Genomic DNA, 24,234 nt, shown 5'->3' with positions numbered 1-24,234 from the left:
CCATGATGATGAAGGAATTTCTGGAAATTCGCCGGGACAGGCTGGCGATTATCATGCTGTTCGCCGTGCCGGTGATAAACCTCTGCGTGCTGGGCCTGTCGGTTAATACCGATCCCCGGCACGTGAGAAGCGCGCTGATTGACTACGATCGCTCCTCCCTGAGCCGAACGCTCATCGCCGGAATGACCCACACCGGCTATTTCGATCTGCTGCCGCTGGCGGCGGAAAAAGAGGCCGACCGGCTTTTTCGCCAGGGCAAGGTGCAGATTGTGGTGATTATTCCCGCCGGATTCGCCCGGGATCTGCTGGGGCAAAAAAGGCCGCAACTGCTGGTGCAGACCGACGCAACCGATCCGCTCGCTACCGCCAACGCAGTCCAGGCGCTGGCGGCGCTGCTGGACACGGTATTTGAGCGTGACATGGAAAGCCTGCCGCCCAACGCCAGCAGTAGCCGCCAGCCGCTTGCCGGACTGATAGTGCACAAGTGCTTCAACCCTGAAAACGTGGCCCGCTTTAACCTGGTGCCCGGCCTGGCTGGCGTGATTTTGAGTATCGTCACGATCCTGATGTCGAGTCTTTCGATTCTGCGCGAGCGCGAAACAGGTTCGCTAGTGCATATCCGCAGCTCGCCCATCTCTCCCGGGGAGTTTATCCTGGGGAAGACCCTGCCCTACTTTCTGCTCGGCGCGCTGCTGGCGCTGCTGTTGCTGCTGATTGCCCACTACAGTATGGCGGTGCCGCTGGAGGGCTGCTGGCTGTCGCTGCTGGCGCTGTTCGGCGTTTTCCTGATCCTGAGCCTCGCCACCGGCGTTATTTTTTCGACTCTCGCCCGCAGCCAGCTGCAGGCAATGCAGCTGGCCTCGTTTTATTTTCTGCTCTCCACCATGCTGTCGGGCTTTATGACGCCGTATATCGGCATGCCCGCGTGGTCGCAAATGCTGGGCTCCCTGCTGCCGCTCACCTATTTTTTACGCCTGTCGCGCGGGATCGCGCTCAAAGGCTACGGGCTGGTGGATATGACACCGGACGCTATCGCCCTGCTGGTGCTGGCGCTGGTTGTTTCCGCCCTCGCGTATCTCCTCTTCCGGCGTTCACTGCGGGCCTGACCCGCCATTTTGTACCGCCAGTACAGAGATGGTACTCTTGCTGCCACACGCGGCGGGCGGCCTCTGCCCGCTGAAATACCGCTTCTGATGCCTGCTGCGCTCACCCTGAAAGGAACGCTATGCTTCGCGCAAAACTAAAATTTCGGCTGCACCGGGCGGCAATCGTCCTGATCTGTCTCGCCCTGCTGGTGGCGCTGATGCAGGGCGCTTCGTGGTTCAGCCAGAACGCCCAGCGCCAGCGTAACCCGCAGATGCAAGAGATGGGGCGCATGCTGGCGCAGCAGATTGCGCTCAACCTTACGCCGCTGATGCGCTCTGAAGCGCCCGACGAAAAGCGCATCACTCAGCTGCTGACCCGGATCACTACCAACAGCCGGGTGCTCGACGCCAGCGTGTACGACGAGCAGGGCTACCTGGTGGGCCACGCGGGAGAGAGCGTCAAAGTCCGCGACCGGCTGGCGCTGGACGGTAAAAAAGCGGGCGGCTACTTCAACCAGCAGATAGTCGAACCCATTGCCGGAAAAAACGAGCCGCTCGGCTACCTGCGCCTGACACTGGACACCCACACGCTGCCCACCGAGGCAAAGCAGGTGGATAACACCACCAATATTTTGCGCCTGATGCTGCTGCTGTCGCTGGCCATCGGCGTCGTGCTGACGCGCACGCTGCTGCAGGGGAAACGCACCCGCTGGCAGCAGTCCCCGTACCTGCTCACCGCCAGTAAAGCGGTGCAGGAAGAGGACGACAGCGATAAAAAAACACTCTGACCTCCACAGAAAGGACATCTGCCATGACTACCCTGCGCCTGCTTATCTCTGACTCTTACGATCCGTGGTTTAACCTGGCGGTGGAGGAGTGCATCTTTCGCCAGATGCCCGCCACCCAGCGGGTGCTGTTTCTGTGGCGCAACGCGGACACGGTGGTGATTGGCCGGGCGCAGAATCCGTGGAAGGAGTGCAACACCCGGCGCATGGAGGAAGATAACGTGCGCCTCGCCCGGCGCAGCAGCGGCGGCGGCGCGGTATTTCACGATTTGGGCAACACCTGCTTCACGTTTATGGCCGGCAAGCCCGAGTATGACAAAACCATCTCCACCGCCATCGTCCTCGCCGCCCTGAAGACGCTGGGCGTCAGCGCGGAAGCCTCCGGGCGCAACGATCTGGTGGTCAGCACCCCGGAAGGAGATCGCAAGATTTCCGGCTCCGCCTACCGCGAAACTCCGGATCGAGGATTTCACCACGGCACGCTGCTGCTGAACGCCGACCTGAGCCGGCTTGCCAACTACCTTAATCCGGACCAAAAGAAGCTGCAGGCGAAAGGGATTGCCTCCGTGCGCGGCCGCGTCGCTAATCTCACCGAACTGCTGCCGGGCATCACCCACGCGCAAATCTGCGAAGCGGTGACCGATGCCTTTTTCACCCACTACGGCGAGCGAGTGGACGCGGAGGTTATCTCCCCGGATCGCGCGCCGGACCTGCCTAACTTTGCGGATACCTTCGCCCGTCAGAGCAGCTGGGCGTGGAATTTCGGCCAGGCCCCGGCCTTCACCCACCAGCTGGACGAGCGCTTTCGCTGGGGCGGCGTAGAGCTGCATTTTGACGTGGAGAAAGGGGTAATTACCCGGGCGCAGGCATTTACCGACAGCCTCAATCCTGCCCCGCTGGAGGCGCTGGCCGCGCGGCTTGAAGGCTGCGAGTACCGCGCCGACGCGCTGGAAGAGGTCTGTAAAACCCTGACTGCCGACTATCCGCAGCAGGAAGCCGAGCTGCGGGAGCTGGCGGCGTGGATAGCGCAGGCGGTGCGCTAGGAAGGATAGCGGCTGCGAAAGCCGCTACAGCCGGGCGCATCGCGCGCCCGGCTTACTCATCAATCAGGCTTTATCGCCCAGCAGCACCGACTCCAGCGCGATTTTAATCATGTCGTTGAAGGTGGTCTGACGATCGGCAGAGGAGACCTGCTCGTGGGTGCGGATATGATCCGACACGGTGCAGATCGTCAGCGCCTTCGCGCCAAACTCGGCGGCCACGCCGTAGATGCCTGCCGCTTCCATCTCAATGCCCAGAATGCCGTACTTCTCCATCACGTCGAACATCTGCGGATCCGGCGTATAGAACAGATCGGCGGAGAAGATGTTGCCCACGCGGGCGTCGATGCCCAGCGCTTTCGCAGCATCAACAGCGTCGCGCACCATGTCGAAATCCGCAATGGCGGCGAAGTCGTGATCTTTAAAACGCATGCGGTTAACTTTAGAGTCGGTGCAGGCGCCCATACCGATCACCACGTCGCGCAGCTTAACGTCCGGACGTACCGCGCCGCAGGAGCCCACGCGGATGATTTTCTTCACGCCGAAATCAGTGATCAGCTCTTTGGTGTAAATCGAGCAGGATGGAATGCCCATACCGTGCCCCATCACCGAAATTTTGCGGCCCTTGTAGGTGCCGGTATAGCCCAGCATGCCGCGCACGTTGTTCACTTCGCGCACGTCGTCAAAAAAGGTTTCCGCAATGTGCTTCGCGCGCAGCGGATCGCCCGGCATCAGCACAACGTCTGCGAAATCGCCCATCTCAGCGTTAATGTGGGGAGTTGCCATTGTTATTTCCTTTACATTCAAATCAAAAAAGGGCGGGCATCGCCCGCCGCAATATCAAAACATCGGTTTGCCGTAGTCCATCGGCGAGGTGCCGAAGTATTCCGCCAGCGTCTGGCCAATGTCCGCGAAGGTTTCCCGATGGCCCAGCGAGCCCGGTTTCACCTTCGGCCCGTAAACCAGCACCGGAATATGCTCGCGGGTGTGATCAGTGCCGGTCCAGGTCGGATCGCAGCCGTGGTCAGCGGTGAGGATCAGAATGTCATCTTCACCCACCAGCGCCATCAGCTCCGGCAGGCGGCGGTCGAACAGCTCCAGCCCGGCGGCGTAGCCCGCCACGTCGCGGCGATGGCCCCAGGAGGAGTCAAAATCCACGAAGTTGGTAAAGACGATGGTGTCGTCCCCTGCCGCTTTCATCTCCGCAAGCGTGGCGTCAAACAGCGCGTCCAGTCCGGTGGCTTTAACCTTTTTGGTGATCCCACAGTTGGCGTAGATATCCGCGATTTTGCCGACGGAAACCACCTGGCCGTTCTTCTCATCCACCAGCTTTTGCAGCACCGTCGGTGCCGGCGGCTCAACCGCCAGATCGTGACGGTTGCCGGTACGCTGGAAGTTGCCTGCCCTGTCGCCGACAAACGGACGGGCGATCACCCGGCCAATGTTGTAGCCGCCTTCAGTTAGCTCTTCGCGGGCGATTTCGCACAGCTCGTACAGCTTATCGAGGCCGAAAGTCTCTTCGTGGCAGGCGATCTGGAACACCGAGTCCGCCGAGGTATAGAAAATCGGCTTGCCGGTTTTCATGTGCTCCTCGCCCAGCTCGTCGAGGATGACGGTGCCGGAGGAGTGGCAGTTGCCGAGATAGCCCGGCAGATTAGCGCGGGCCACCAGCTTATCCAGCAGCGCCTGCGGGAAGCTGTTGCTGTGCTCCGGGAAGTAACCCCAGTCAAACAGCACCGGCACCCCGGCAATTTCCCAGTGGCCGGACGGCGTGTCTTTGCCAGAGGAGAGCTCGTGCGCCCAGGCGTAGGCGCCGATAATCTCCGCGCTGCCGTCCATTCCTGCCGGAATGCTGCCGGTGGAGCCTTCGTGGGCCTTTGCCAGCCCGAGGCGGGTCAGATTCGGCAGGTTGAGCGGGCCCTGACGCCCCGTATTGGCGTCACCGCGGGCGCAGGCCTCGGCAATGTGGCCAAGCGTGTCAGCGCCGACGTCGCCGAAGCGATCCGCGTCTTCCGTGGCGCCGATCCCGAAGGAGTCGAGCACCATAATAAATGCACGTTTCATAGATTCTCCGTACTTCTTGCGCTGCAAAAAAGCGATCAGATCAGTATACCCTAAATCATCGGGGCTCAGGGAAGGATTCCCCGCGGTGCCTGGGCGCTACTTCGTGATGCGGCGATAAACCGTCGGCGTCGCTTCCGGGGCCCGATCGTCGAGTTTAATAGCTGCCTTCACCGCCCTGGCGGCATCCTGCCAGCTGGCCTCATCCCGGGCGTGGATCACCGCCAGCGGACGCTGTCCGTCGACGCTGTCACCGAGCCGGGTCATGTCGGTGAAGCCGACGCTGTAGTCGATAGCGTCAGAGGCCTGGCGCCGGCCCCCGCCCATGCCAACCACCGCCATGCCCAGCGCGCGGGTGTCCATCGCGGCCACAAAACCTTCAGTATCGGCATATACCGCCTTGCTGAGCATCGCCGTCGGCAGGTATTTGTCGACATTTTCCACGAAGTCCGCCGGCCCTTTCTGCGCGGCGACCATCCGGCCAAAGACCTCTGCCGCTTTGCCGTTGTCCAGCACCGCCTGCAGCTTCGTTCGCGCCTCGGCGTCGTCTTTCGCGAGGCCACCCGAGAGCAGCATCTCAACGCACAGCGCCATGGTCACGTCCAGCAGGCGCGGGTTGCGGTATTCACCGGTGAGGAAGCGCACCGCTTCGCGCACTTCCACCGCATTGCCGGCGCTGGAGGCCAGCACCTGATTCATGTCGGTCAGCAGCGCGGTCGTGCGCACGCCCGCGCCGTTGGCAACGCTGACGATGGCTTCCGCCAGCGCGCCGGAAAGTTCATAGGTTGGCATAAAGGCGCCGCTGCCGACTTTGACGTCCATCACCAGCGCGTCCAGCCCTTCCGCCAGCTTTTTGGCGAGGATCGAGGCGGTGATCAGCGGGATCGAGTCTACGGTGGCGGTAATATCGCGGGTGGCGTAAAAGCGCTTGTCTGCCGGCGCCAGCGAGCTGGTCTGGCCAATAATGGCGACGCCGACGTCGCTGATGATGTCGCGAAAGCGCGCATCGTCAGGAAAAATATCAAATCCCGGAATCGCTTCGAGCTTGTCGAGGGTGCCACCGGTGTGCCCCAGGCCGCGTCCGGAAATCATCGGCACGTAGCCGCCGCAGGCGGCGACCATCGGCCCCAGCATCAGGGAGGTGACATCCCCCACGCCGCCGGTGGAATGTTTATCAACAACCGGGCCGTTGAGGTGCAGGCTTTTCCAGTCGAGCACCGTACCGGAGTCCCGCATCGCCATGGTCAGCGATACCCGCTCCTCGAAGGCCATATCGTGAAAGAAAATGGTCATCGCCAGGGCCGCAATCTGCCCTTCCGATACGGTGTTATCGCGCACTCCATTAATGAAGAAGCGGATCTCTTCATCGCTGAGCACGCCACCATCGCGTTTTTTACGAATAATTTCTTGAGCGAGAAACACGGGTCCTCCGTTATTTCAGACCGGACGCGGCGCCATTTGCCGCCGCGTGAGAGAAAGGAAATTAGTAGCTGCTGCCGCTTTTGCCGTCGCCGTGGCCGAGCGCTTTCAGCAGGCTTGCCAGCAGGCTGGAGGCGCCGAAGCGGTAGTGGCGGGCATCGGCCCAGTCGGCGCCGAACAGATCATCGGCGATGGCCAGATACTGCTGCGCATCTTCCGCGCTGCGCACGCCGCCCGCGGGCTTAAAGCCAACGGTTTTCTGCACGCCCATGTCGCGAATAACTTCCAGCATGATGCGCGCGCTTTCCGGTGTGGCGTTGACCGGCACTTTACCGGTGGAGGTTTTAATGAAGTCTGCCCCGGCGCGGATGGCGATTTCAGACGCCTTGCGGATCAGCGCTTCTTCTTTCAGCTCGCCGGTTTCGATAATCACTTTCAGAAGTACGTCCGCCGCGGCGCACGCTTCTTTGCAGGCTTTCACCAGATCGTGTCCCACCTGCTCGTTACCGGCGATCAGCGCGCGGTACGGGAATACCACGTCCACTTCATCGGCACCGTAAGCGATGGCGGCTTTGGTTTCTGCCAGCGCGATGTCGATGTCGTCATTACCGTGCGGGAAGTTGGTCACCGTGGCGATGCGAACGTCCGGCGTGCCCTGGGCGTTAAGGGTTTTGCGGGCGACGGGAATAAAGCGCGGATAGATGCAGACGGCGGCGGTGTTGCCCACCGGGGTTTTCGCCTGATGGCACAGGGCAATCACTTTTTCATCGGTGTCGTCATCATTGAGAGTGGTCAAGTCCATCAGCTTGAGGGCGCGCAGGCTGCTTGCGGTTAAGTCGGTCATGTTATCTCCGGATATCGTGAAACAGGTGCTGGACGGCTATGTGATTATTTTAACAGCGCGCGATAGATTCACGTCGATCCCCATCACAGTTGATGAAAACAAGCTGCAAATAGCCATCCTGAAAATGCGACATTCGTCACTCTTGTCGGCACAAAAAATGCAGAAAAGCGGGAAAAATAGCCGCTACGGGAATGTTGCGATTATAACATTCAGCGGCATTAAATTTGCACACTCTTTTAGCAGAGCTTCAGAGACAGGTAGTGAGATGCAGCGCGGGCGGGCGCTGCGGCAGGATCGGGAAATGAAAAAATTATAACATTCAGGCTGCGTGTGGGTCCGGCAGGGAAAAGATCTGCCGGGTAGTAGCCAGCAGCGCATCGGCAATCTCATCCGCCGCTTCCGGGCGCAGCTCGCACAGGGTTTCAAATACCTGCGCCGCCCGCTCCGGCCTGTTTGGCTGCCCCTGGAAGCCGTTGAGCGGCATGTCCGGGGCGTCGGTTTCCAGCAGCAGCGCCGACAGCGGCAGCCGGGCCATCACCTCGCGGGTTTTGCTGGCGCGCGGATAGGTAATGGTGCCGCCAACGCCAATCTTATAGCCGAGCGCCACGAAGCGCTCCGCCTGCTGGAGGCTGCCGGCAAAACCGTGCACCACGCCGGTTCGCGGCAGGGCGTGGCGGCGCAGGTGCATAGCCAGCTTGTCGTGGGTGCGGCGGGAGTGGAGGATCACCGGCAGATCGTAGCGTTTCGCCAGCGCCAGCTGCGCGTCGAGGATCGCCTCCTGGCGGTCAAACTGCGGATCGTCACGATACAAATCGAGGCCGATCTCGCCGATGGCGATCAGCTTTGCCGGACGGCGGGCCAGCAGGTTTTCAAGCTGCTGCAGGCTGTCATCGCCGTGGCGCTCGATAATAATTGGATGCAGGCCCAGCGCGGCGTACAGCGGGGAATAGCGCTCGGCCAGCGCCAGCACGGCCGCAAAGCGCTCCGCCTCGGTGGAGGGCACAATAATGCGCTCCACGCCCGCCCGCGCGGCGCGATCGAGGCTGGCCTGCGCATCGTCAACGAAGGGCGGAAAATCAAAGTGGCAGTGGGTGTCGACAAAGCGGAAGCTCACGCCAGATCCTCGCTGTCCAGTCGCGAATCGTTCGCCCGCGGCGCGGGGACGATGACGGCACCGCGCGGATCGTTGGCGACTGCGGCAGGCGGCACCATAATGGCAGCAGCGACGACCGGCGAGCCGGCCGCGGGAGAGGCAGCGCCACCCGCGGCAGAGGTTCCGGCGGCAGCATCATGAGACGCCGATGCCGCAGAAACGGCGGCCGCGGTAGAGGCGGCAAGCGGAGAAATAGATGTCGCGAGGCGCGGCCGAAAGCGGCGCAGCGGCGGCGTGGCTGCCAGAATTTTGCCAACGGTGGCGAGGAAGTAGCGGCCGCACTGGCGTCCGAGATTGTAATCGTCGAGCAGCGCGGGCAGGCGGCTGCCGAGCGCCATGCTTTTCAGCGGCTTCGGCGGATAAATTTCCAGAATGCGCAAGTTGCCCGGCGGTTTTTCAATAAACGACTGGATCGCGCGATAGGTTTTTTCGTGATGCTGCACGAGGTTAACGAAAGGCTGCAGGCTGCTCTCCCCGAGCCAGCGCTCCATCCGCTTGAACCACTGCGGGGTGTAGTACATCTGCGAGGGCACGGTGCGGATCACCACCAGGGTTTTGGCCCCGCGTTTTACCGCTTCCTGTACCGGGATCGCATCGCTCACGCCGCCGTCGAGCCAGTTAACGCCGTCCATCAGCACGCCGCTGCGGTAAAAGCCGGGGATCGCGCTGGAGGCGCGGATCTGATCCAGCCAGGTCTCTTTAGTCGGCGAGAAGTAAGCCGGCGAATAGTCATCCGCCCGGGAGGCGCACATCAGGAAACTTTTGCCGCCGTCAAAACGGCGTGCGCCGATGTCCATCGCCAGCGGCATCTTGCTGCTGGTGGCTTCGGTCAACCAGTCGAGATCGATAAGATTGCCGCCGCGCACGAAGCGCATCGGATCGAAAAAGTCGCGCGAGGTAGTGTAGCGCGTGATCACTTTGCGGGCGTAACCCGGCTGGTTGCAGACATAGGCCGACAGGTTTTGCGCCCCGGCAGAAGTGCCTAAATAGAGATCGAACGGATCGAAGCGGGCGCGCATAAATTCATCCAGCACGCCGGCGGTAAAAATCCCGCGCTGCCCCCCGCCTTCGCAAACTAGCGCAATTTTTCCCGGTTGAAATGGCGTAACTGAAAGTGGCGATATGTCGCCAAGGGTAATCGGAATCCGCTGTCCCACGCTGCCCGCCCGCTGATTTTTAATTTTGATTTCAACCATAGCGCAATTCATCCGTGGCTTAAATGAATAAAGCCAGCCCGAAGGCTGGCTTTATGTTACAAGCAATATCGTCCGCTATGGACGGCGGCGGCCGGTAAACAGGCTCACCAGGAACAGGATAATACCGACAACGAAGACGATTTTAGCTGCCCATGCCGCAGTGCCCGCCAGTCCGCCGAAACCCAGCGCGGCTGCGATCAGTGCGATAACCAGAAAAATAATGCCCCAACGAAACATACGATTCTCCTTACCATAATGAATGTCGGCTATTATGAGGATTATTTATGCCATCAAAATGCCAGACGTCTTTCCCGGACAACATCGCCGGGGGCTGGTTTTCCAACCTGTTTATTTCACTTTAATATCGTTTTTAACGCTCTTAACACCGTCGACTGCTTTAGCAATGCTTTCCGCGCGCTCGCTCTGGGCCGCAGACTCTACGTTACCGGAGAGCTGCACCACGCCATCGGTGGTTTCCACTTTGATGTGGCGGGACGGCACAACATCGTCGGCCAGCAGCTTAGCTTTCACTTCGCTGGTGGTGGCGGTATCACCGGCATAGCCTTTCATAGACTGTGATTTGCTGTCGCGAACGTGCAGTTTGTCGCTGACAGAAGTTACTCCCTCAACGCTTTTAGCCACTTTAACTGCCTCTTCCGCCTGCGCCTGGCTGGTCACGAAGCCGCTCAGAGTAACCACTTTCTTGTTTGTTTTAACGGAGATGTCGGTGCTCTTAATAGAGTCATGATCGACCAGCGCCGCTTTCACCTTCGCGGTGATGCTGCTGTCATCCATGAAGTTGCCGACTTTATTCATTGAGCTGTCAATTTTGTCGCCAGCTTTATCCATGGTTGAGGATTCAGCCATCGCGGAACCACTTACCAGCGCGGTACCCAGCATGACGGCCAGCAGGGTTTTGGAAATTTTCTGTGTTGTCATCATCATTGACTCCTAATGTCGTGCTCTAAATCTGAGCTCAGGCGATCTTCATGATCGCATTGCTGTAGGGCAGGTGAGTAATATCACCGCTGATTCTCAGTTATAAATATCGGTAGTGACGAACTCAGCAGGCCAATAAACCAGACAATGCGCATTGAACAGCGTAACTGACCTGCGAGTGCGTCGTTACATTGTTAAATATAGACAACAATTTTCATTGTGCCTGAGCAGGCGCGCAAAAAGTGGTCAATAACGTCTAAAATGCGGGGATTTAAGAACTTTCTGTAAGGAAATCAAACGCCGGGAAGAGACGGTGCGCGGCCCGTGCCGCGCACCGGGGGAAGGATTAGTGCTCGCGAGTTTTACGGAACTGCACGTCCGGATAGCGCTCCTGCGTGAGGTTCAGGTTAACCATCGTCGGGGCGATGTAGGTCAGGTTATCGCCGCCGTCCAGCGCCAGCTGTACTTCGTTCTTGCGCTTGAACTCTTCGAATTTCTTCACGTCCGCGCACTCCACCCAGCGGGCGGTCGCGACGTTAACGGATTCGTAGATGGCTTCCACGTTGTACTCGCTTTTCAGGCGCGCCACCACCACGTCAAACTGCAGCACGCCTACCGCGCCGACAATCAGATCGTTGTTGGCAATCGGGCGGAACACCTGCACCGCGCCCTCTTCCGACAGCTGAACCAGCCCTTTCAGCAGCTGCTTCTGCTTGAGCGGATCCCGCAGGCGGATGCGGCGAAACAGCTCCGGCGCGAAGTTCGGAATACCGGTGAACTTCATCATCTCGCCCTGGGTAAAGGTATCACCAATCTGAATGGTGCCGTGGTTGTGCAGGCCGATAATATCGCCGGGGAAAGCCTCTTCCACGTGGGCGCGATCGCCGGCCATAAAGGTCAGCGCATCGGAGATAACCACGTCTTTATTGATTCGCACCTGGCGCAGCTTCATGCCCTTCTCATATTTGCCGGACACCACGCGCATAAACGCTACGCGGTCGCGGTGTTTCGGGTCCATGTTGGCCTGAATCTTAAACACGAAGCCGGAGAACTTCTCTTCTTTAGCTTCCACTTCGCGGGTATCGGTTTTGCGCGGCATCGGTGCCGGCGCCCAGGCCACCAGGCCATCGAGCATGTGGTCAACGCCGAAGTTACCCAGCGCGGTACCGAAGAATACCGGGGTAATTTCACCGCTCAGGAACAGCTCTTCGTCAAACTCGTTAGACGCGCCCTGTACCAGCTCCAGCTCGTCGCGCAGCTGCTGGGCCAGCTCCTCGCCAACGGCGGCATCGAGATCCGGGTTATTCAGCCCTTTAACGATGCGCACGTCCTGAATGGTGTGGCCCTGACCGGTCTGATAGAGGTAGGTTTCATCTTTATAGAGGTGGTAAACCCCTTTGAACAGCTTGCCGCAGCCTATAGGCCAGGTGATAGGTGCACAGGCGATTTTCAGCTCGCGCTCGACTTCGTCCAGCACTTCCATCGGATCGCGGATATCGCGGTCGAGCTTGTTCATAAAGGTCAGGATCGGCGTGTCGCGCAGGCGGGTAACTTCCATCAGCTTGCGGGTACGATCCTCTACGCCTTTCGCGGCGTCGATGACCATCAGGCAGCAGTCCACCGCGGTCAGGGTGCGGTAGGTATCTTCCGAGAAGTCCTCGTGCCCCGGGGTGTCCAGCAGGTTGACCAGGCAATCGTGATAGGGAAACTGCATCACCGAGGTAGTAATGGAGATACCGCGCTGTTTTTCCATCTCCATCCAGTCCGATTTGGCGTGCTGGCTGGAGCCGCGGCCTTTAACGGTACCGGCGGTCTGGATAGCCTGTCCGAACAGCAGCACCTTTTCGGTGATGGTCGTTTTACCGGCATCCGGGTGAGAAATAATGGCAAAAGTGCGGCGCTTGGCCACCTCCTGCAAATAGGGAGACAACGTCATAGTCAATTCTTCTTCAATTCGGCGCGGCCAGGCGGCCACGAGGGTGGAATACGAAAATGCGGCTATTTTACCCGCCGGGCGGGGACAGGCAATCAATGTTTACACAGGCGTAGCTCCAGGTCGGCCAGCGAGGTGACGGTCCACGTCGGGTTGATGCCTTCGGGCAGGGTTTGCTGATGCGCGTTAAGCCAGCAGGTGGCCAGCCCGGCATTGATGCCGCCGAGCACGTCCGAGGAGGCGTTATCACCCACCATCATCACCCGGCCGCGATCGGGATTGCCCGCCTGCTGCAGCGCGTAGTCGAAAATGCGCCGGTCCGGCTTCGCCACGCCCACCTCTTCGGAGATAACCAGCAAATCAAAATGATCGCTCAGCCCGGTGCGCTCGAGGCGGCGCTGCTGCAGGGCGGTAAAACCGTTGGTGATGATGCCCATTTTTACCCTGCCGTGCAGCGCGTTAAGCAGCGAGACGCCGCCCGGCAGCGGGGTGCAGATCTCCGCCATGGCGCTGATGAACGCGCTGTTCAGCTCGCCGGGTTCGACATTGAGGCGCGATGCCCAGCCCTCAAAGCGCTGGTGCTGAAGCTGGAGCGACGAAATGGCGCCATTTTGATAATCCACCCACAGCGGCTGGTTTACCGCCTGGTAGCGGCGGAAGTCGTCGTCGCTAAAAGTGACGCCGTAGTCGAAAAACATCCGCTGCAGGCCGCTGAAAGAATCGAAGGTGAACAGCGTCTCGTCGGCGTCAAAGAAAATCCAGTCCCAGTTGTTCATCACAGGCCCTTGTCTTACATGCTCAGCGGCAGCGCCATCACAATGGCGTCTTCATGACCGTCGGCAGTTGGATAATAGTTGCGGCGCACGGTGGCCTCGTTAAATCCCAGGCTCTCATACAGCGCGATGGCCGCCGCATTGGAGGCGCGAACTTCCAGCCACAGCGTCGCTACGCCGCGCTTCTCCACCGCATCAATCACCGCTTCCAGCAGTTCGCGCCCGAGGCCGCGCCGCTGGTGCGCCGGATCGACGGCAATGTTAAACAGCGTGGCTTCATCAAGCACAATTTGCGTAATGGCGAACGCTGCCATCTCGCCGTCCACCGCGAGCTGCAAATTAAGGTAGCGCTCCCCCTGGTTGCTGGCGAACGTTTTCTCGCTCCAGGGAAAGGCGTGGGCGCGGGTTTCAATCTGAAAGGCGCGCGCTAAATCAGTCGTGCTGAGGGTAGAAATCGTGTTCATGAGCGCAGATCTGCTGCCAGAGCGCGGCGCGGGCCGCGGGGCTGGTTTGAAGTTGTTCAAAGTCTGGCGTGGCAACCTGCGCCCCTTCCAGCGCCACCGGTTCAGCCTCGCCGAGGCGCCAGCTGTTGCAGCGGCCGCCCTCGGGCAGCATCGCCACGCGGTCGGGCGTCAGCTGCAGCACCTGATCCGGCGAGACGGCCAGCGCCCGCAGCACGTCGCTGACCAGCGGATCGGTCAGCGGCGGCAGCGCCCGGGCCACCATCACCAGACGAATGTGTTCAGGCAGCGAGATAGCGATTTCGCCCTGCAGCGCCGAGGGGCGGCGCAAAGACCACTGGGTAATGCCCAGCTGCTGCAATTGCCAGTCTCGTCGGGATATCATCGCGGTTTTCTCCTGTCTGTCAGGCGCGGAAATATAGCAAATTCGTCGAACTTGCGCCAACAAACCACTATAATCGCCGCCGACCTATATTGAGGATGTATTCTATGTCTGCGTTGACCCCGGCAAGTGAAGTCTTGCTGCGCCACAGTGATGATTTCGAACCGCGCCGTATTTTGTTTGCCGGCGATTTGCAGGATGACCTGCCCGCACGTCTGGAGACGGCCGCCAGCCGCGCCCACACCCAGCAGTATCACCACTGGCAGGTGCTGAGCCGCCAGATGGGCGACAGCGTCCGCTTCAGCCTGACCGCCGACGCCAGCGATGTTGCCGACTGCGATACGCTGATCTACTACTGGCCGAAGAACAAACCGGAAGCCCTGTACCAGCTGACCAATATTCTCTCTCTGATGCCGGTAGGCAGCGAGATTTTCGTGGTGGGCGAAAACCGCAGCGGCGTGCGCAGCGCCGAGCAGATGCTGGCGGATCTCGCGCCGCTGACCAAAGTGGACAGCGCCCGCCGCTGCGGCCTGTACCACGGTCGCCTGGAGAAGAACCCGCAATTTAACGCCGAAGCTTACTGGCATCAGTACGATCTCGACGGCCTGACCATCAAAACCCTGCCGGGCGTCTTTAGCCGCGACGGGCTGGACGTGGGCAGCCAGCTGCTGCTCTCGACGTTCACGCCGCACACCAAAGGAAAAGTGCTGGACGTCGGCTGCGGCGCGGGCGTGCTCTCCGCAGTGCTCGCCAGCCACTCGCCCAAAGTGCGCCTGAGCCTGTGCGACGTGGGCGCCTCGGCGGTGGAAGCCAGCCGCGCGACCCTGGCGGCAAACGATCTTGAAGGTGAGGTATTTGCCAGCAACGTCTTCTCCGACGTCAACGGCCGCTTTGACATGATTATCTCCAACCCGCCGTTCCACGACGGGATGCAGACCAGCCTTGAAGCCGCCCAGCAGTTAATACGCGGCGCGGTCAAGCACCTGAACAGCGGCGGCGAGCTACGGATTGTCGCTAACGCTTTCCTGCCCTATCCGCAGGTGCTGGACGAAACCTTCGGCTTTCATGAAGTGCTGGCTCAAACCGGCCGCTTTAAGGTGTACCGCACGGTGATGACTCGCCAGGCGAAAAAGTAGTTCTCCCCCGCAAACGCCCGCCAGCCGGGCGTTTTCTTTTGCCCATTTTTCCAGCATTCGATCGGTTACCCGCAATTAACTGTTGACGAAAGTCCGAAAACCACTAGAATGCGCCTCCGTGGTAGCGATTCTTTTCTTAAGAATCGATGGTATGCGAAGGTGGCGGAATTGGTAGACGCGCTAGCTTCAGGTGTTAGTGTCCTTACGGACGTGGGGGTTCAAGTCCCCCCCCTCGCACCATAAACCACGCAGATATTGCTCGCATCGGGCGAAGGTGGCGGAATTGGTAGACGCGCTAGCTTCAGGTGTTAGTGTCCTTACGGACGTGGGGGTTCAAGTCCCCCCCCTCGCACCAAGTGAGGCAATATCAGTAAGAAAATCTGTGCGAAGGTGGCGGAATTGGTAGACGCGCTAGCTTCAGGTGTTAGTGTTCTTACGGACGTGGGGGTTCAAGTCCCCCCCCTCGCACCAGCTTTCTTACTTCCCTCTGTAATATCCCGCGTTATCCCAACAGCCTTAAATTCATCGCAATAAGCTCCGCACCGCCAACCAGCGCCAGCGCCGACGGCAGCAGTACAAAATGCCTTAGCTGACGATGCCAAATCATCACGCAGCTCAGCAGCATCCCGCATACCACGATCCCGCGCCACATATCCATCGACAGGCCGGTAAATCCCAGCAGGCCCAGTAATAGTCCGGGGATAAGCGCGCCCCATCCACTGCCTAACGTCCGCTGCAACATATCGCTATCCTCAATGGCACTAATGAGAATTAGTATCATATGATAATTTTTATCATTTAAATAGCGAGTAACGGTAGGGGTATTGCGACGTGCCGCTGTGGAGGTGCCGGTCCGGCAGCAAGTGCCTTTTCTCCGGAAAAATAAACACGTTAACTAAAGTAATTAAATATATTTGCCGATTAGGTTGACAGAATATTCTGAATAAAAAAATTTATCGACAACTAATTTCTTTATTTTGTGGAAATCTCTAACTCAGGGTCTAGAGTTAGAAATGCGTTTTATAACCCGTAACAAAATAAAGGAAATAATATTATGATTAACAAACATGACATCAAGGATCATACTCAGGTTGTAGCCAGCTGCGGCAGCCACGTTGGCGTTGTCGACCATCTTGACGGCGACCGCATCAAGCTTGCCAAAAGCGATCCGGAATCCGGTGGCACCCACCACTATATTCCGCTGGAGTGGGTTGATAAGGTCGATGACAATAAAGTTATTCTGACCAAAAATAAAGAAGAAGTATTCTCTCAGTGGCAGTCAGCTTAATATTTATCTGAAAGATAAATAGCCTCTCCCCCTGAGGAATTAAACCCGAAATAATTCACGCTGCATGACTGCGGTAACTGATACAGACTTCGTGAACTTGCAGCAGGCAGGCAGCATGTTAGTCCAGGCACAGCCAGCGCACATGCGGCGTGAAGCGTATCGGGTTAATCCCCTACTATTTTGTGCTGACTTAAGGCAGCAAGAGAGTGAATAAGCCCAGCCATCACGAAGTTTGACGGGTATTTTATTAATCTACTGACAGCAGGTATTTCTATGGACAACTCATCAGCATCGCAGGACCCGCGTGACAAATATCCCCAGCCGCCGTTTCCCGAACAGCCGCAGCCCGCGCCAGGCCTGGCCAGCAGCATGAAGCCGCTGCCGGATCACGGCGAGACCAGCTACCGCGGCCACGGTCGCCTGCAGGGTAAACGCGCGCTGATCACCGGCGGTGATTCCGGCATTGGCCGCGCGGCGGCGATAGCCTTTGCCCGCGAAGGCGCGGATGTCGCCATCAGCTACCTGGCTGCAGAAGAAGAAGATGCAACGGCAGTTATTGAACTTATTCGCCGGGAAGGCCGTAACGCCGTGGCGCTGCCGGGCGATATTACCGATGAAGCTTTCTGCGCCAACCTGGTTTCCGATGCCGTAGCACAGCTGGGCGGGCTGGATATTGTTGTTAACAACGCCGGACGCCAGCAGTACTGCGAATCTATTCTCGACCTCAGCACCGCCGATTTTGACGCCACCTTTAAAACCAACGTCTACGCGATGTTCTGGATAACCAAAGCGGCGCTGCCGCACCTGGCCCCCGGGGCGTCTATTATTAATACCACGTCGGTGCAGGCGTACGATCCGAGCGACATTTTGCTCGACTACGCGCAGACCAAAGCCTGCATCGTGGCCTTCACCAAATCGCTCGCCAAGCAGCTGGGGCCGAAAGGCATCCGGGTGAACGGCGTCGCGCCAGGCCCGTTCTGGACGCCGCTGCAGCCGTCCGGCGGCCAGCCGCAGAGCAAGGTAAAATCTTTCGCCGAGTCCTCGCCGCTGGGGCGCCCCGGGCAGCCTGCGGAGATTGCACCGCTGTATGTCCTGCTCGCCTCTGACGAAGCGAGTTACTGCTCCGGGCAGATATGGTGCTCGGACGGAGGCACCGGCACGCTGTAATGCCATACTTTGATCATTAAATATTTTAAAGCACAAAGATTCGTCTTTGTGCTTTGCTGTTATCTGGGGAAAACCAATGGACTTTATGAGCTGGACCGCGGTGGCGGGCGCGCTGCTGCTGCTGTTTTCACTTAGCCTGGGATGGATTAACCGCACGCTAGTGCCGCTGTTTGGCCTTTATCTGCTGGTCGGAATTGGCCTCGGGCCGTGGGTGCTGGATCTGGTACAAATCGACATCATCAAATACAGCACCATCATCGCCCACTGTACCGAGATAGCGATGGCCGCCTCGCTGTTTATGACCGGGCTGAAAATACGCCTGCCGTTCAGCGCCAACGGCTGGAAAAAAGGCCTGATGCTGGCGGGTCCGGCAATGATCCTCACCGTGCTCGGCGTCATGGTCGCCAGCCACTATCTGCTCGGCATGAGCTGGCCGCTGGCGCTGGCGATGGGCGCTATCGTCGCGCCAACCGATCCGGTGCTGGCGAGCCTCATCGCCATCAGCGATTCCCGCGACAGCGACAGCCTGCGGCTTTCGCTCTCTACCGAAGCCGGGCTCAACGACGGCACCGCCCTGCCGCTGCTGGCGCTGGCGCTGCTCTTGTTCAAGGCCGACGGCAGCCTGTCGTTCAGTGAAATCGGCCACTGGTTCAGTATCGAAGTGCTGTGGTCTCTGGCCGCAGGGATTGCCATTGGCTTTATCATGGGTCGCGGCCTCGGGCTTATCACCACCCACTTTCGCTACACCCAGCGCGAGTTCTCTCCCAGCGACTTCGTGGCGCTCGGGCTTATCAGCCTGAGTTTCTCCGTGGCAATGATGCTCGGCGCCTCCGGGTTTCTGGCCGCATTTGCCGCCGGCGTCGGCCTGCGCAGCGCCGAGCTGAAGATCCAGCACCGCTTCCCGGACGAGCGCCAGGAGGAGGACGGCATTTCGATTCCGGCGGAAGTGGTAGTCAACCCGCACCAGCGCCACGGCTTTCAGGAAGCGAACCGGGTTGAGTCCGTGGGGCTGGTGGTGGGCGATGCACTGACCTTTGGCGATATCGTGGAGCGTATTTTTGCCGCCGCCATTATTATCGTTCTCGGCATTACCATCGCCCAGCACTGGCAACCGGCTGGCCTGATCATCGCCGCGGTACTGTTTTTCGCCATTCGCCCGGCGGCGGTGTGGCTGACCACCAGCCGGTGCAGCACCTCGCGCTACCAGCGGCTGATGATCGGCTGGCTGGGCATCCGCGGTATCGGCAGTCTTAACTATATCGCCTGGGCGTGGACCCACGGCATGCGCGGCGAAGAGGTCTCTTTTATGCTCGACTGCGCCCTGACCCTGGTGGTCGCCAGCGTGCTTATCCACGGTATTTCCGTTACGCCGCTGATGTCCCTGCGCAAGAAATATCAGGATTAGCGCACCAATCGCGCTATCAGCCATTGCCAATGACCCTGCGCGAAGCTAGGATTATGAATCATTATCATTTAGATTCACGGTCCTCGCTTCGCTATGAATGTTCGCGCCCTCTCCTCCGCTGAAAATATCATCTGGCGTACGCCGCTCTCTCCCGAGCCGGCGCCGCTGGCGGCTATTGTTCGGGAGAGTATTGCCGAACAGCGCCCGGCGCTGCTGGATATTGTCCGCGTTGGCGAGGTTGCGCCTGCGGAGGCCATGTCCCTCAACGCATGGCAGGCAGCACCGCAGCTTCAGTCCCTGCTGAACACCTATGCGGATCATATCTACCGCAGCGAACCGGACCTCACCCGGGAAAACAAGCCCCTGCTCTCCCTGTGGGCGCAGTGGTATTTCGGCCTGCAGATACCGCCGCTGCTGCTGGCCCTGCTGACGGTCAACACCGGCTTTAGCCTCAGTCCACGGCACTGCCGCGCCGAATTTCACGAAACCGGCCGGGTGGCGCGCTTCTGGAACGACATTGTGCCGGACCCCGCAATAACCCGGCTGTCGCCGGTTGAGCGGGTAGAGCGGCTGATTAGTGAGACGCTGGCGCCGGCAGTGGCCGCGCTGGAAGAGACTGGCGAAATTCACGGCAAGCTTATCTGGAGCAACACCGGATATCTGATTAACTGGTGCCTGGGAGATATGAAGCCGCTGCTCGGGGACGCGCTGGCGAATGAACTGCGCCAGCACCTGTTCTTCTCCCGCAACTTCACCGACGGCCGGGAAAACCCGCTCTGGCGCAGCGTTATCCTGCGCGACGGCGCGCTGGCCCGCCGCACCTGCTGCCAGCGCTACCGCCTGCCCGGCGTGCAGCAGTGCGGCGACTGCACTCTGAAATAGCCGGGCAGCCCGCCGGGCGTGAAAAATCCTACACCGCCTGCTCGCTCTCCAGCGCCGCGCGTTCCGCTTCCTGCGCCTCCTGCTCCAGCAGCTGCTTTTCGTACACCTTAAAGAACGGGAAGTAGATAATCGCCGACACGCAGGCCAGCAGCAGCACCAGCACCACCGCGCGGAAGTCCCAGCCCAGCGCCCACGCGGCACCCACCGGCGCCGGCGCGGTCCAGGGCACCACCGAAATCACCCGACCAATCAAATCGAGCTTCATCGCCGCCCAGGCAAGGGTGGCATTAACCATCGGCGCGACGAGGAACGGAATAAAGAACACCGGGTTCATGACGATGGGCGTGCCGAAAATCACCGGCTCGTTGATATTAAACAGGCTCGGCACCACGCCGAGGCGGCCAATGGAGCGCAGATGCGCCGAGCGGCTGCGCAGATAGCAGAACACCAGCCCCATGGTGGCGCCCGAGCCGCCGATCACAATAAAGAAGGTCCAGAACGCTTCCATAAAAATGTGCGGCAGCGGCGCGCCCTGGGCCAGCGCGGTCTGGTTGAGGCCGAGGTTGGTCAGCCAGAACATCTGCAGCATCCCGGAGATAATCGCCGCGCCGTGAATACCGGCGAACCACAGCAGGTGGCCGATCAGCACCGCCAGCAGGATCGCGGGCAGCGAATCTGCCGCCGACACCAGCGGCTTGAACAGCGCCATAATCGCCTGCGGAATAAGCATCCCAAACTGGTTCTGGATGAGGAGGCTGAGGGGATAGAGCGTCAGCACCACCACCAGCACCGGGATCAGCAGGTCGAAGGAGTTTTTGATCATCGGCGGCACCTGCTCCGGCAGGCGGATGCCGATATTGCGCAGCTTCAGAAAGCGCATCATCTCAACGCAGTACAGCGCCACCAGGATCGCGGTAAAGATGCCGGTGCCGCCAAGGCTGTCTACCGGCAGCGCGCTGGCGGTTTTCGGCGCCGCCACCAGCAGGAAGGCCATGATCGACAGCATCGCGCACATAAAGGGATCGAGCTGGGCGCTTTTTTCGTAATGCTTGCCGAGGTTGTAGGCAATCGCCGCACAGATGTAGATCGACATGATCCCCATCGTCATGTCGAACGGCGTCAGGATGCGGCCCTCATACTGTTTGGCTAAATCCAGCCACGCCCGGGCAAATCCCACGGTGGTATCGGCGGAGAAAGGCGGGTAGGCAAAGACCAGCAGGAACGAGCCAACAATCATAAACGGCATAGCGGAGATGAAACCGTCGCGGATGGCCATAACGTGACGCTGGGCGGAAATGCGCCCGGCTATCGGGCTTACATAGTTTTCTACAAAACGAAAGATCAGGGCAAACGCGGCGTGATTACCTGACATAGCAGCTCTCCTGCGGGAAGCGGTTTATGGACAACGCTTATTATTGTGGTGACAGCACGTGTGACGCTTTCAGTATTAATCGCGCTAAACGCTATCTGCAACCGGTTACTGTAACCGGTTGCAGTGATTGTGAAGAGGATCGAAAAACCAGTTGATAAGAGCGCGCGTTATGCCCTGTTTACCCTAAATCTCATGAGTCAGGTGCAGAACGTCATCACGCGCCTACTGGCCGATGAGATAAGGGTAAACCACCGCAGACAGCACCGGGCAGCATGAAGTACGACAGGCATATTTACAGCGCAGCCCGCTTGTGACACATTGCTTCCGCTTATCTCAGGAGACCACCATGAGCTTAGAATCCGTGCGGCAATTTTTCTCTGACCGCGCTCCCGATATCGAAATACTCGAAATGCAGCAAAGTACCGCCACCGTCGCCCAGGCCGCCGCCGTCCACAACGTCGAGCCCGGCCAGATTGCCAAAACCCTGTCCCTGAAGGTGAAAGACGCGGTGATCCTGGTGGTCGCCAAAGGCGATGCCCGGCTGGATAACAAAAAGTTGAAATCCACCTTCGGCGCCAAGGCGCGGATGCTCAGCACCGATGAAGTGATCACCTGGACCGGTCATCCGGTGGGCGGCGTCTGCCCCTTCGGGCTGGAAAATCCGCTGGCGGTTTACTGCGATATCTCCCTGCAGCAGTATCAGGAAGTGCTTCCCGCCGCCGGTGCCACCTACAGCGCGGTGCGTATTTCACCGCAAAGGCTGGCGGAACTCACCGAGGCGCGCTGGATAGACGTCTGCCAGTAAGACGACAGGTCACGCCGGCGAAGCGGTGCGCTTTCTGAAATTACGCGGCGACTCGCCGCTGTAGCGCCGAAAAAAGCGCGCGAAGTAGGTGGCGTCGCTAAACCCGAGAAAATCAGAGATCTGCGTGATGGTCATGCTGGTGTGCTGAAGGCTGCGGCTGGCCTCCAGCATCAGACGCCGGTGCAGCACTCCCAGGGCGCTGCAGCCGTGCAGCTCCCGGCACAGGACGTTAAGGTGGGTTACCGACATCCCCACCCGGCGGGCATATTCGGCCAGCGGCAGGTGCTCGCGGTAGTGGCTTTCAATCAGTCGTGCAAACTGGCGCATCACCCCGCGCCGACGCACGGCAAGCGGAGGAAGCGGCGTGCCGTCGCGCGTCTGCCGGTTAAGCCACACCAGCAGCGCAGCAAGCATCGCATGCAGCATCATCTCCCGGGCCTCCAGCTCCTGCTGGTACTCGCTCATGAGCGTAGCAAACAGGGCATCAATATCCGCAGCGGAAGCGCTCACCCTCAGGCATCGCGGGTGGTTAAGCACGTCCAGCAGCTGGCCGAACTGCGCTTCAAAACGGCCCAGCAGCGGCAGCGATAGCGACAGCACGTACCCCTGCGCGCCGGGGGAGAAGCGAAAGCCGTGCACGCACAGGGCGGGAACGATCTGCAGACAGGCACCGCTATAGACTACCGTTTCCCCCTCCACCACAATCTCCGCTTCACCCTTTTGCAGGTAGAGTATCTGCACCAGTTCCGCATGCTGATGTACGCGTATGTGCCACGCGTGCAGGCTGCTGCGCTGCCAGATTGATTCGCAGTGCAGCAGCTCCGGCGTGGGGCCACCGGCCGCTTCGCCATACAACGTAAATGTCGGCACGTTACTGCTTCGGGGCATCGCTTCTCCTTTTTGTGGGTTGAGCTTCAGGCCACCGTTTCGAAAGGTAGCCCAACATAGTTCTCGGCAATGGTGGTTAGCCCGGCCTGGGAACCGAGGTAGTAGCGGCGGTCCGCCTCCTGCATCTTTTTGTCAAACGGCGTGCTGTCGCTGAAGTCGTGCAGCAGGTGCGTCATAAACGCGCTAAAGCGCTCCCCCTTCCAGACGCGGTCAAGCGCATAGGCCGAGTAGCGGGACAGCAGATCGCTGCGCCCCTGATGGTAATAGGCGCATAAAATACGCCACAGGTAGTTCACGTCGGACGCCGCTAAATTTAATCCCTTCGCGCCGGTCGGCGGCACGATGTGCGCAGCATCGCCCACCAGAAAAAGCCGTCCGTACTGCATTGGCTCCACCACGTAGCTGCGCAGCGGCGCGATACTTTTTTCCAGTGAGTGACCCGTTACTAACCTGGCCGCCAGATCGGACGGAAGACGACGCTTTAGCTCCTGCCAGAAGCGCTCATCGGGCCACATATCCACCTGCTCACTGAGAGGCACCTGCAGGTAGTAGCGGCTTCTGGTTAGTGAGCGCTGACTACATAATGCAAAGCCTCTGGCATGATGGGCGTAGATCAGCTCGTTATTGACCGGTGGCGTATCGGCCAGCAGCCCCAGCCAGCCGAAAGGCCAGAGGCGCTCGTATTCGCGCCGCGTTGCGGCAGGAATAGTTTGACGCGATACGCCGTGGAAACCGTCGCAGCCGGCAATAAAATCACACTCGATCCGGCAGCGCTCGCCGTGCTCCTCATAGGTGACGCAGGGCCGATCGGATTTGGTATCGTGCAGCTCCACGCGCCCGGCACCGTAGACTGTCCGGGCCCCGCAGCGCTGCCTGGCAGCCATCAAGTCCCGCGTAACCTCGGTCTGGCCGTATACCGTGACGCATTTCCCTCCCGTGAGCTGTTCAAGCGCCACCGGGATCCGCCGCGCGTCGAACAGAAACTCAACGCCGTGATGCACCAGCCCTTCGGCATCGATGCGTTCGCCGATCCCCGCCTGGCGCAGCAGCTCGACCGTCCCGCTTTCAAGGATCCCGGCGCGGATCCGCCCCAGCACGTATTCCGGCGTCTGGCGCTCAATTATCACATTAGGGATACCGGCATTGTGCAGCAGCTGCCCCAGCAGCAGGCCCGACGGCCCGGCTCCAATAATCACGACGCGTGTTTTCACTATAGCGAT

Annotated in this window: 25 protein-coding genes, 3 tRNA genes and 1 pseudogene; 13 read left to right on the top strand and 16 right to left on the bottom strand. The window is 59.7% G+C overall.

The window, feature by feature from the left end:
* The first annotated feature begins 2 nt into the window (after positions 1-2).
* The 3 genes from QZ766_RS19175 (at position 3) to lplA (ending at position 2,913) form a co-directional block, all read left to right on the top strand.
* Positions 3-1,106, top strand: coding sequence for an ABC transporter permease (locus QZ766_RS19175; protein WP_297206012.1), 1,104 nt, complete (start codon positions 3-5; stop codon positions 1,104-1,106).
* Between the two features lie 119 nt (positions 1,107-1,225).
* Positions 1,226-1,873 (top strand): YtjB family periplasmic protein, encoded by a 648-nt coding sequence (locus QZ766_RS19170; protein WP_297206010.1) that lies wholly within the window; start codon positions 1,226-1,228, stop codon positions 1,871-1,873.
* A gap of 23 nt (positions 1,874-1,896) precedes the next feature.
* Positions 1,897-2,913: a lipoate--protein ligase LplA gene (lplA, locus tag QZ766_RS19165; protein WP_297206009.1), complete on the top strand. Its 1,017-nt coding sequence runs from the start codon at positions 1,897-1,899 to the stop codon at positions 2,911-2,913.
* Between the two features lie 63 nt (positions 2,914-2,976).
* On the opposite strand, the gene deoD is transcribed toward lplA, so the two are convergent.
* The 4 genes from deoD to deoC form a co-directional block, all read right to left on the bottom strand.
* A complete protein-coding gene (deoD, locus tag QZ766_RS19160) occupies positions 2,977-3,696 on the bottom strand; it encodes a purine-nucleoside phosphorylase (protein ID WP_297206008.1) in 720 nt (239 codons plus the stop codon).
* 54 nt (positions 3,697-3,750) lie between these two features.
* A complete protein-coding gene (deoB, locus tag QZ766_RS19155; protein WP_297206006.1) occupies positions 3,751-4,974 on the bottom strand; it encodes a phosphopentomutase in 1,224 nt (407 codons plus the stop codon).
* A gap of 96 nt (positions 4,975-5,070) precedes the next feature.
* Positions 5,071-6,393, bottom strand: coding sequence for a thymidine phosphorylase (gene deoA, locus QZ766_RS19150; RefSeq protein ID WP_297206004.1), 1,323 nt, complete (start codon positions 6,391-6,393; stop codon positions 5,071-5,073).
* A 61-nt stretch (positions 6,394-6,454) separates the two neighbouring features.
* Positions 6,455-7,234 (bottom strand): deoxyribose-phosphate aldolase, encoded by a 780-nt coding sequence (gene deoC, locus QZ766_RS19145; RefSeq protein ID WP_297206001.1) that lies wholly within the window; start codon positions 7,232-7,234, stop codon positions 6,455-6,457.
* 16 nt (positions 7,235-7,250) lie between these two features.
* On the opposite strand from deoC, the gene QZ766_RS19140 reads away from it, so the two are divergent.
* Positions 7,251-7,550, top strand: a complete 300-nt coding sequence (locus tag QZ766_RS19140) for a hypothetical protein (RefSeq protein ID WP_297205999.1) — start codon at positions 7,251-7,253, stop codon at positions 7,548-7,550.
* 3 nt (positions 7,551-7,553) lie between these two features.
* Here the strand turns inward: QZ766_RS19140 and QZ766_RS19135 are convergent, their stop codons facing one another.
* The 8 genes and pseudogenes from QZ766_RS19135 to QZ766_RS19100 all read right to left on the bottom strand — a co-directional run bounded on the left by QZ766_RS19135 (position 7,554) and on the right by QZ766_RS19100 (position 14,074).
* A complete protein-coding gene (locus QZ766_RS19135) occupies positions 7,554-8,348 on the bottom strand; it encodes a metal-dependent hydrolase (protein WP_297205997.1) in 795 nt (264 codons plus the stop codon).
* Between the two features lie 281 nt (positions 8,349-8,629).
* Positions 8,630-9,544, bottom strand: a pseudogene (locus tag QZ766_RS19130) (patatin family protein); the annotation flags it as partial.
* A 114-nt stretch (positions 9,545-9,658) separates the two neighbouring features.
* Positions 9,659-9,820, bottom strand: a complete 162-nt coding sequence (locus QZ766_RS19125; RefSeq protein WP_003856556.1) for a DUF1328 domain-containing protein — start codon at positions 9,818-9,820, stop codon at positions 9,659-9,661.
* 111 nt (positions 9,821-9,931) lie between these two features.
* The gene (gene osmY, locus QZ766_RS19120; protein ID WP_297205994.1) at positions 9,932-10,528 is read right to left on the bottom strand and encodes a molecular chaperone OsmY; all 597 of its coding nucleotides are present in this window, start codon (positions 10,526-10,528) and stop codon (positions 9,932-9,934) included.
* Between the two features lie 340 nt (positions 10,529-10,868).
* Positions 10,869-12,458, bottom strand: coding sequence for a peptide chain release factor 3 (gene prfC / locus QZ766_RS19115; protein WP_297205991.1), 1,590 nt, complete (start codon positions 12,456-12,458; stop codon positions 10,869-10,871).
* Between the two features lie 92 nt (positions 12,459-12,550).
* Entirely contained in the window at positions 12,551-13,231 is a 681-nt protein-coding gene (gene yjjG / locus QZ766_RS19110) for a pyrimidine 5'-nucleotidase (protein WP_297205989.1), read from the bottom strand.
* Positions 13,232-13,245: 14 nt separating this feature from the next.
* Entirely contained in the window at positions 13,246-13,692 is a 447-nt protein-coding gene (rimI, locus tag QZ766_RS19105) for a ribosomal protein S18-alanine N-acetyltransferase (protein ID WP_297205985.1), read from the bottom strand.
* Complete coding sequence (locus QZ766_RS19100; protein ID WP_297205982.1) at positions 13,661-14,074, bottom strand: DNA polymerase III subunit psi; 414 nt, start codon at positions 14,072-14,074, stop codon at positions 13,661-13,663. The genes rimI and QZ766_RS19100 overlap by 32 nt, the downstream gene beginning before the upstream one ends.
* Before the next feature lie 104 nt (positions 14,075-14,178).
* Between QZ766_RS19100 and rsmC the strand changes: the two genes are divergently transcribed.
* From rsmC to QZ766_RS19080, 4 genes are all read left to right on the top strand, one after another.
* The gene (gene rsmC, locus QZ766_RS19095; RefSeq protein WP_297205980.1) at positions 14,179-15,207 is read left to right on the top strand and encodes a 16S rRNA (guanine(1207)-N(2))-methyltransferase RsmC; all 1,029 of its coding nucleotides are present in this window, start codon (positions 14,179-14,181) and stop codon (positions 15,205-15,207) included.
* Positions 15,208-15,360: 153 nt separating this feature from the next.
* Positions 15,361-15,447 (top strand) — tRNA-Leu (locus tag QZ766_RS19090).
* A 28-nt stretch (positions 15,448-15,475) separates the two neighbouring features.
* Positions 15,476-15,562: transfer RNA gene (locus QZ766_RS19085), tRNA-Leu, on the top strand.
* A 29-nt stretch (positions 15,563-15,591) separates the two neighbouring features.
* Positions 15,592-15,678 (top strand) — tRNA-Leu (locus QZ766_RS19080).
* Between the two features lie 31 nt (positions 15,679-15,709).
* On the opposite strand, the gene QZ766_RS19075 is transcribed toward QZ766_RS19080, so the two are convergent.
* A complete protein-coding gene (locus QZ766_RS19075) occupies positions 15,710-15,949 on the bottom strand; it encodes a DUF1435 family protein (RefSeq protein ID WP_297205977.1) in 240 nt (79 codons plus the stop codon).
* Positions 15,950-16,261: 312 nt separating this feature from the next.
* Here QZ766_RS19075 and QZ766_RS19070 point away from each other — a divergent pair, with 312 nt between their 5' ends.
* The 4 genes from QZ766_RS19070 to fhuF all read left to right on the top strand — a co-directional run bounded on the left by QZ766_RS19070 (position 16,262) and on the right by fhuF (position 19,949).
* The gene (locus tag QZ766_RS19070) at positions 16,262-16,495 is read left to right on the top strand and encodes a DUF2171 domain-containing protein (protein ID WP_297205974.1); all 234 of its coding nucleotides are present in this window, start codon (positions 16,262-16,264) and stop codon (positions 16,493-16,495) included.
* A gap of 273 nt (positions 16,496-16,768) precedes the next feature.
* The gene (locus QZ766_RS19065) at positions 16,769-17,662 is read left to right on the top strand and encodes an SDR family oxidoreductase (RefSeq protein WP_297205971.1); all 894 of its coding nucleotides are present in this window, start codon (positions 16,769-16,771) and stop codon (positions 17,660-17,662) included.
* A gap of 76 nt (positions 17,663-17,738) precedes the next feature.
* A complete protein-coding gene (locus QZ766_RS19060; protein ID WP_297205968.1) occupies positions 17,739-19,067 on the top strand; it encodes a cation:proton antiporter in 1,329 nt (442 codons plus the stop codon).
* A 93-nt stretch (positions 19,068-19,160) separates the two neighbouring features.
* A complete protein-coding gene (gene fhuF, locus QZ766_RS19055) occupies positions 19,161-19,949 on the top strand; it encodes a siderophore-iron reductase FhuF (RefSeq protein WP_297205966.1) in 789 nt (262 codons plus the stop codon).
* Between the two features lie 28 nt (positions 19,950-19,977).
* Here fhuF and QZ766_RS19050 read toward each other — a convergent pair whose 3' ends face one another.
* A complete protein-coding gene (locus tag QZ766_RS19050) occupies positions 19,978-21,321 on the bottom strand; it encodes a PTS sugar transporter subunit IIC (protein ID WP_297205963.1) in 1,344 nt (447 codons plus the stop codon).
* Between the two features lie 346 nt (positions 21,322-21,667).
* Between QZ766_RS19050 and QZ766_RS19045 the strand changes: the two genes are divergently transcribed.
* Complete coding sequence (locus QZ766_RS19045; RefSeq protein WP_297205960.1) at positions 21,668-22,126, top strand: YbaK/EbsC family protein; 459 nt, start codon at positions 21,668-21,670, stop codon at positions 22,124-22,126.
* A gap of 9 nt (positions 22,127-22,135) precedes the next feature.
* Here the strand turns inward: QZ766_RS19045 and QZ766_RS19040 are convergent, their stop codons facing one another.
* Positions 22,136-23,014 carry a helix-turn-helix domain-containing protein gene (locus QZ766_RS19040; protein ID WP_297205957.1) on the bottom strand — a complete coding sequence of 293 codons (879 nt, stop codon included), beginning with the start codon at positions 23,012-23,014 and terminating at the stop codon, positions 22,136-22,138.
* A gap of 26 nt (positions 23,015-23,040) precedes the next feature.
* Positions 23,041-24,225, bottom strand: a complete 1,185-nt coding sequence (gene pobA / locus QZ766_RS19035) for a 4-hydroxybenzoate 3-monooxygenase (RefSeq protein ID WP_297205954.1) — start codon at positions 24,223-24,225, stop codon at positions 23,041-23,043.
* Positions 24,226-24,234 lie beyond the last annotated feature (9 nt).

Source organism: uncultured Pluralibacter sp. (genome assembly GCF_913775985.1).
Taxonomy (GTDB): Bacteria; Pseudomonadota; Gammaproteobacteria; order Enterobacterales; family Enterobacteriaceae; genus Pluralibacter.
The sequence above is the reverse complement of the archived record's forward strand: the minus strand, read 5'-3'. Positions and strand labels throughout refer to the sequence as shown.

Excerpts from the sequence above, each read along its gene's own strand:
- fhuF (WP_297205966.1), top strand. The coding sequence starts at position 19,161 with ATGAATGTTCGCGCCCTCTCCTCCGCTGAAAATATCATCTGGCGTACG.
- deoC (WP_297206001.1), bottom strand. The coding sequence starts at position 7,234 with ATGACCGACTTAACCGCAAGCAGCCTGCGCGCCCTCAAGCTGATGGAC.
- prfC (WP_297205991.1), bottom strand. The coding sequence starts at position 12,458 with ATGACGTTGTCTCCCTATTTGCAGGAGGTGGCCAAGCGCCGCACTTTT.
- QZ766_RS19075 (WP_297205977.1), bottom strand. The coding sequence starts at position 15,949 with ATGTTGCAGCGGACGTTAGGCAGTGGATGGGGCGCGCTTATCCCCGGA.
- QZ766_RS19070 (WP_297205974.1), top strand. The coding sequence starts at position 16,262 with ATGATTAACAAACATGACATCAAGGATCATACTCAGGTTGTAGCCAGC.
- QZ766_RS19040 (WP_297205957.1), bottom strand. The coding sequence starts at position 23,014 with ATGCCCCGAAGCAGTAACGTGCCGACATTTACGTTGTATGGCGAAGCG.
- yjjG (WP_297205989.1), bottom strand. The coding sequence starts at position 13,231 with ATGAACAACTGGGACTGGATTTTCTTTGACGCCGACGAGACGCTGTTC.
- lplA (WP_297206009.1), top strand. The coding sequence starts at position 1,897 with ATGACTACCCTGCGCCTGCTTATCTCTGACTCTTACGATCCGTGGTTT.
- QZ766_RS19050 (WP_297205963.1), bottom strand. The coding sequence starts at position 21,321 with ATGTCAGGTAATCACGCCGCGTTTGCCCTGATCTTTCGTTTTGTAGAA.
- deoB (WP_297206006.1), bottom strand. The coding sequence starts at position 4,974 with ATGAAACGTGCATTTATTATGGTGCTCGACTCCTTCGGGATCGGCGCC.
- rsmC (WP_297205980.1), top strand. The coding sequence starts at position 14,179 with ATGTCTGCGTTGACCCCGGCAAGTGAAGTCTTGCTGCGCCACAGTGAT.
- QZ766_RS19175 (WP_297206012.1), top strand. The coding sequence starts at position 3 with ATGATGATGAAGGAATTTCTGGAAATTCGCCGGGACAGGCTGGCGATT.
- QZ766_RS19065 (WP_297205971.1), top strand. The coding sequence starts at position 16,769 with ATGGACAACTCATCAGCATCGCAGGACCCGCGTGACAAATATCCCCAG.
- QZ766_RS19170 (WP_297206010.1), top strand. The coding sequence starts at position 1,226 with ATGCTTCGCGCAAAACTAAAATTTCGGCTGCACCGGGCGGCAATCGTC.
- deoD (WP_297206008.1), bottom strand. The coding sequence starts at position 3,696 with ATGGCAACTCCCCACATTAACGCTGAGATGGGCGATTTCGCAGACGTT.
- QZ766_RS19100 (WP_297205982.1), bottom strand. The coding sequence starts at position 14,074 with ATGATATCCCGACGAGACTGGCAATTGCAGCAGCTGGGCATTACCCAG.
- QZ766_RS19125 (WP_003856556.1), bottom strand. The coding sequence starts at position 9,820 with ATGTTTCGTTGGGGCATTATTTTTCTGGTTATCGCACTGATCGCAGCC.
- rimI (WP_297205985.1), bottom strand. The coding sequence starts at position 13,692 with ATGAACACGATTTCTACCCTCAGCACGACTGATTTAGCGCGCGCCTTT.
- QZ766_RS19060 (WP_297205968.1), top strand. The coding sequence starts at position 17,739 with ATGGACTTTATGAGCTGGACCGCGGTGGCGGGCGCGCTGCTGCTGCTG.
- osmY (WP_297205994.1), bottom strand. The coding sequence starts at position 10,528 with ATGATGATGACAACACAGAAAATTTCCAAAACCCTGCTGGCCGTCATG.
- QZ766_RS19045 (WP_297205960.1), top strand. The coding sequence starts at position 21,668 with ATGAGCTTAGAATCCGTGCGGCAATTTTTCTCTGACCGCGCTCCCGAT.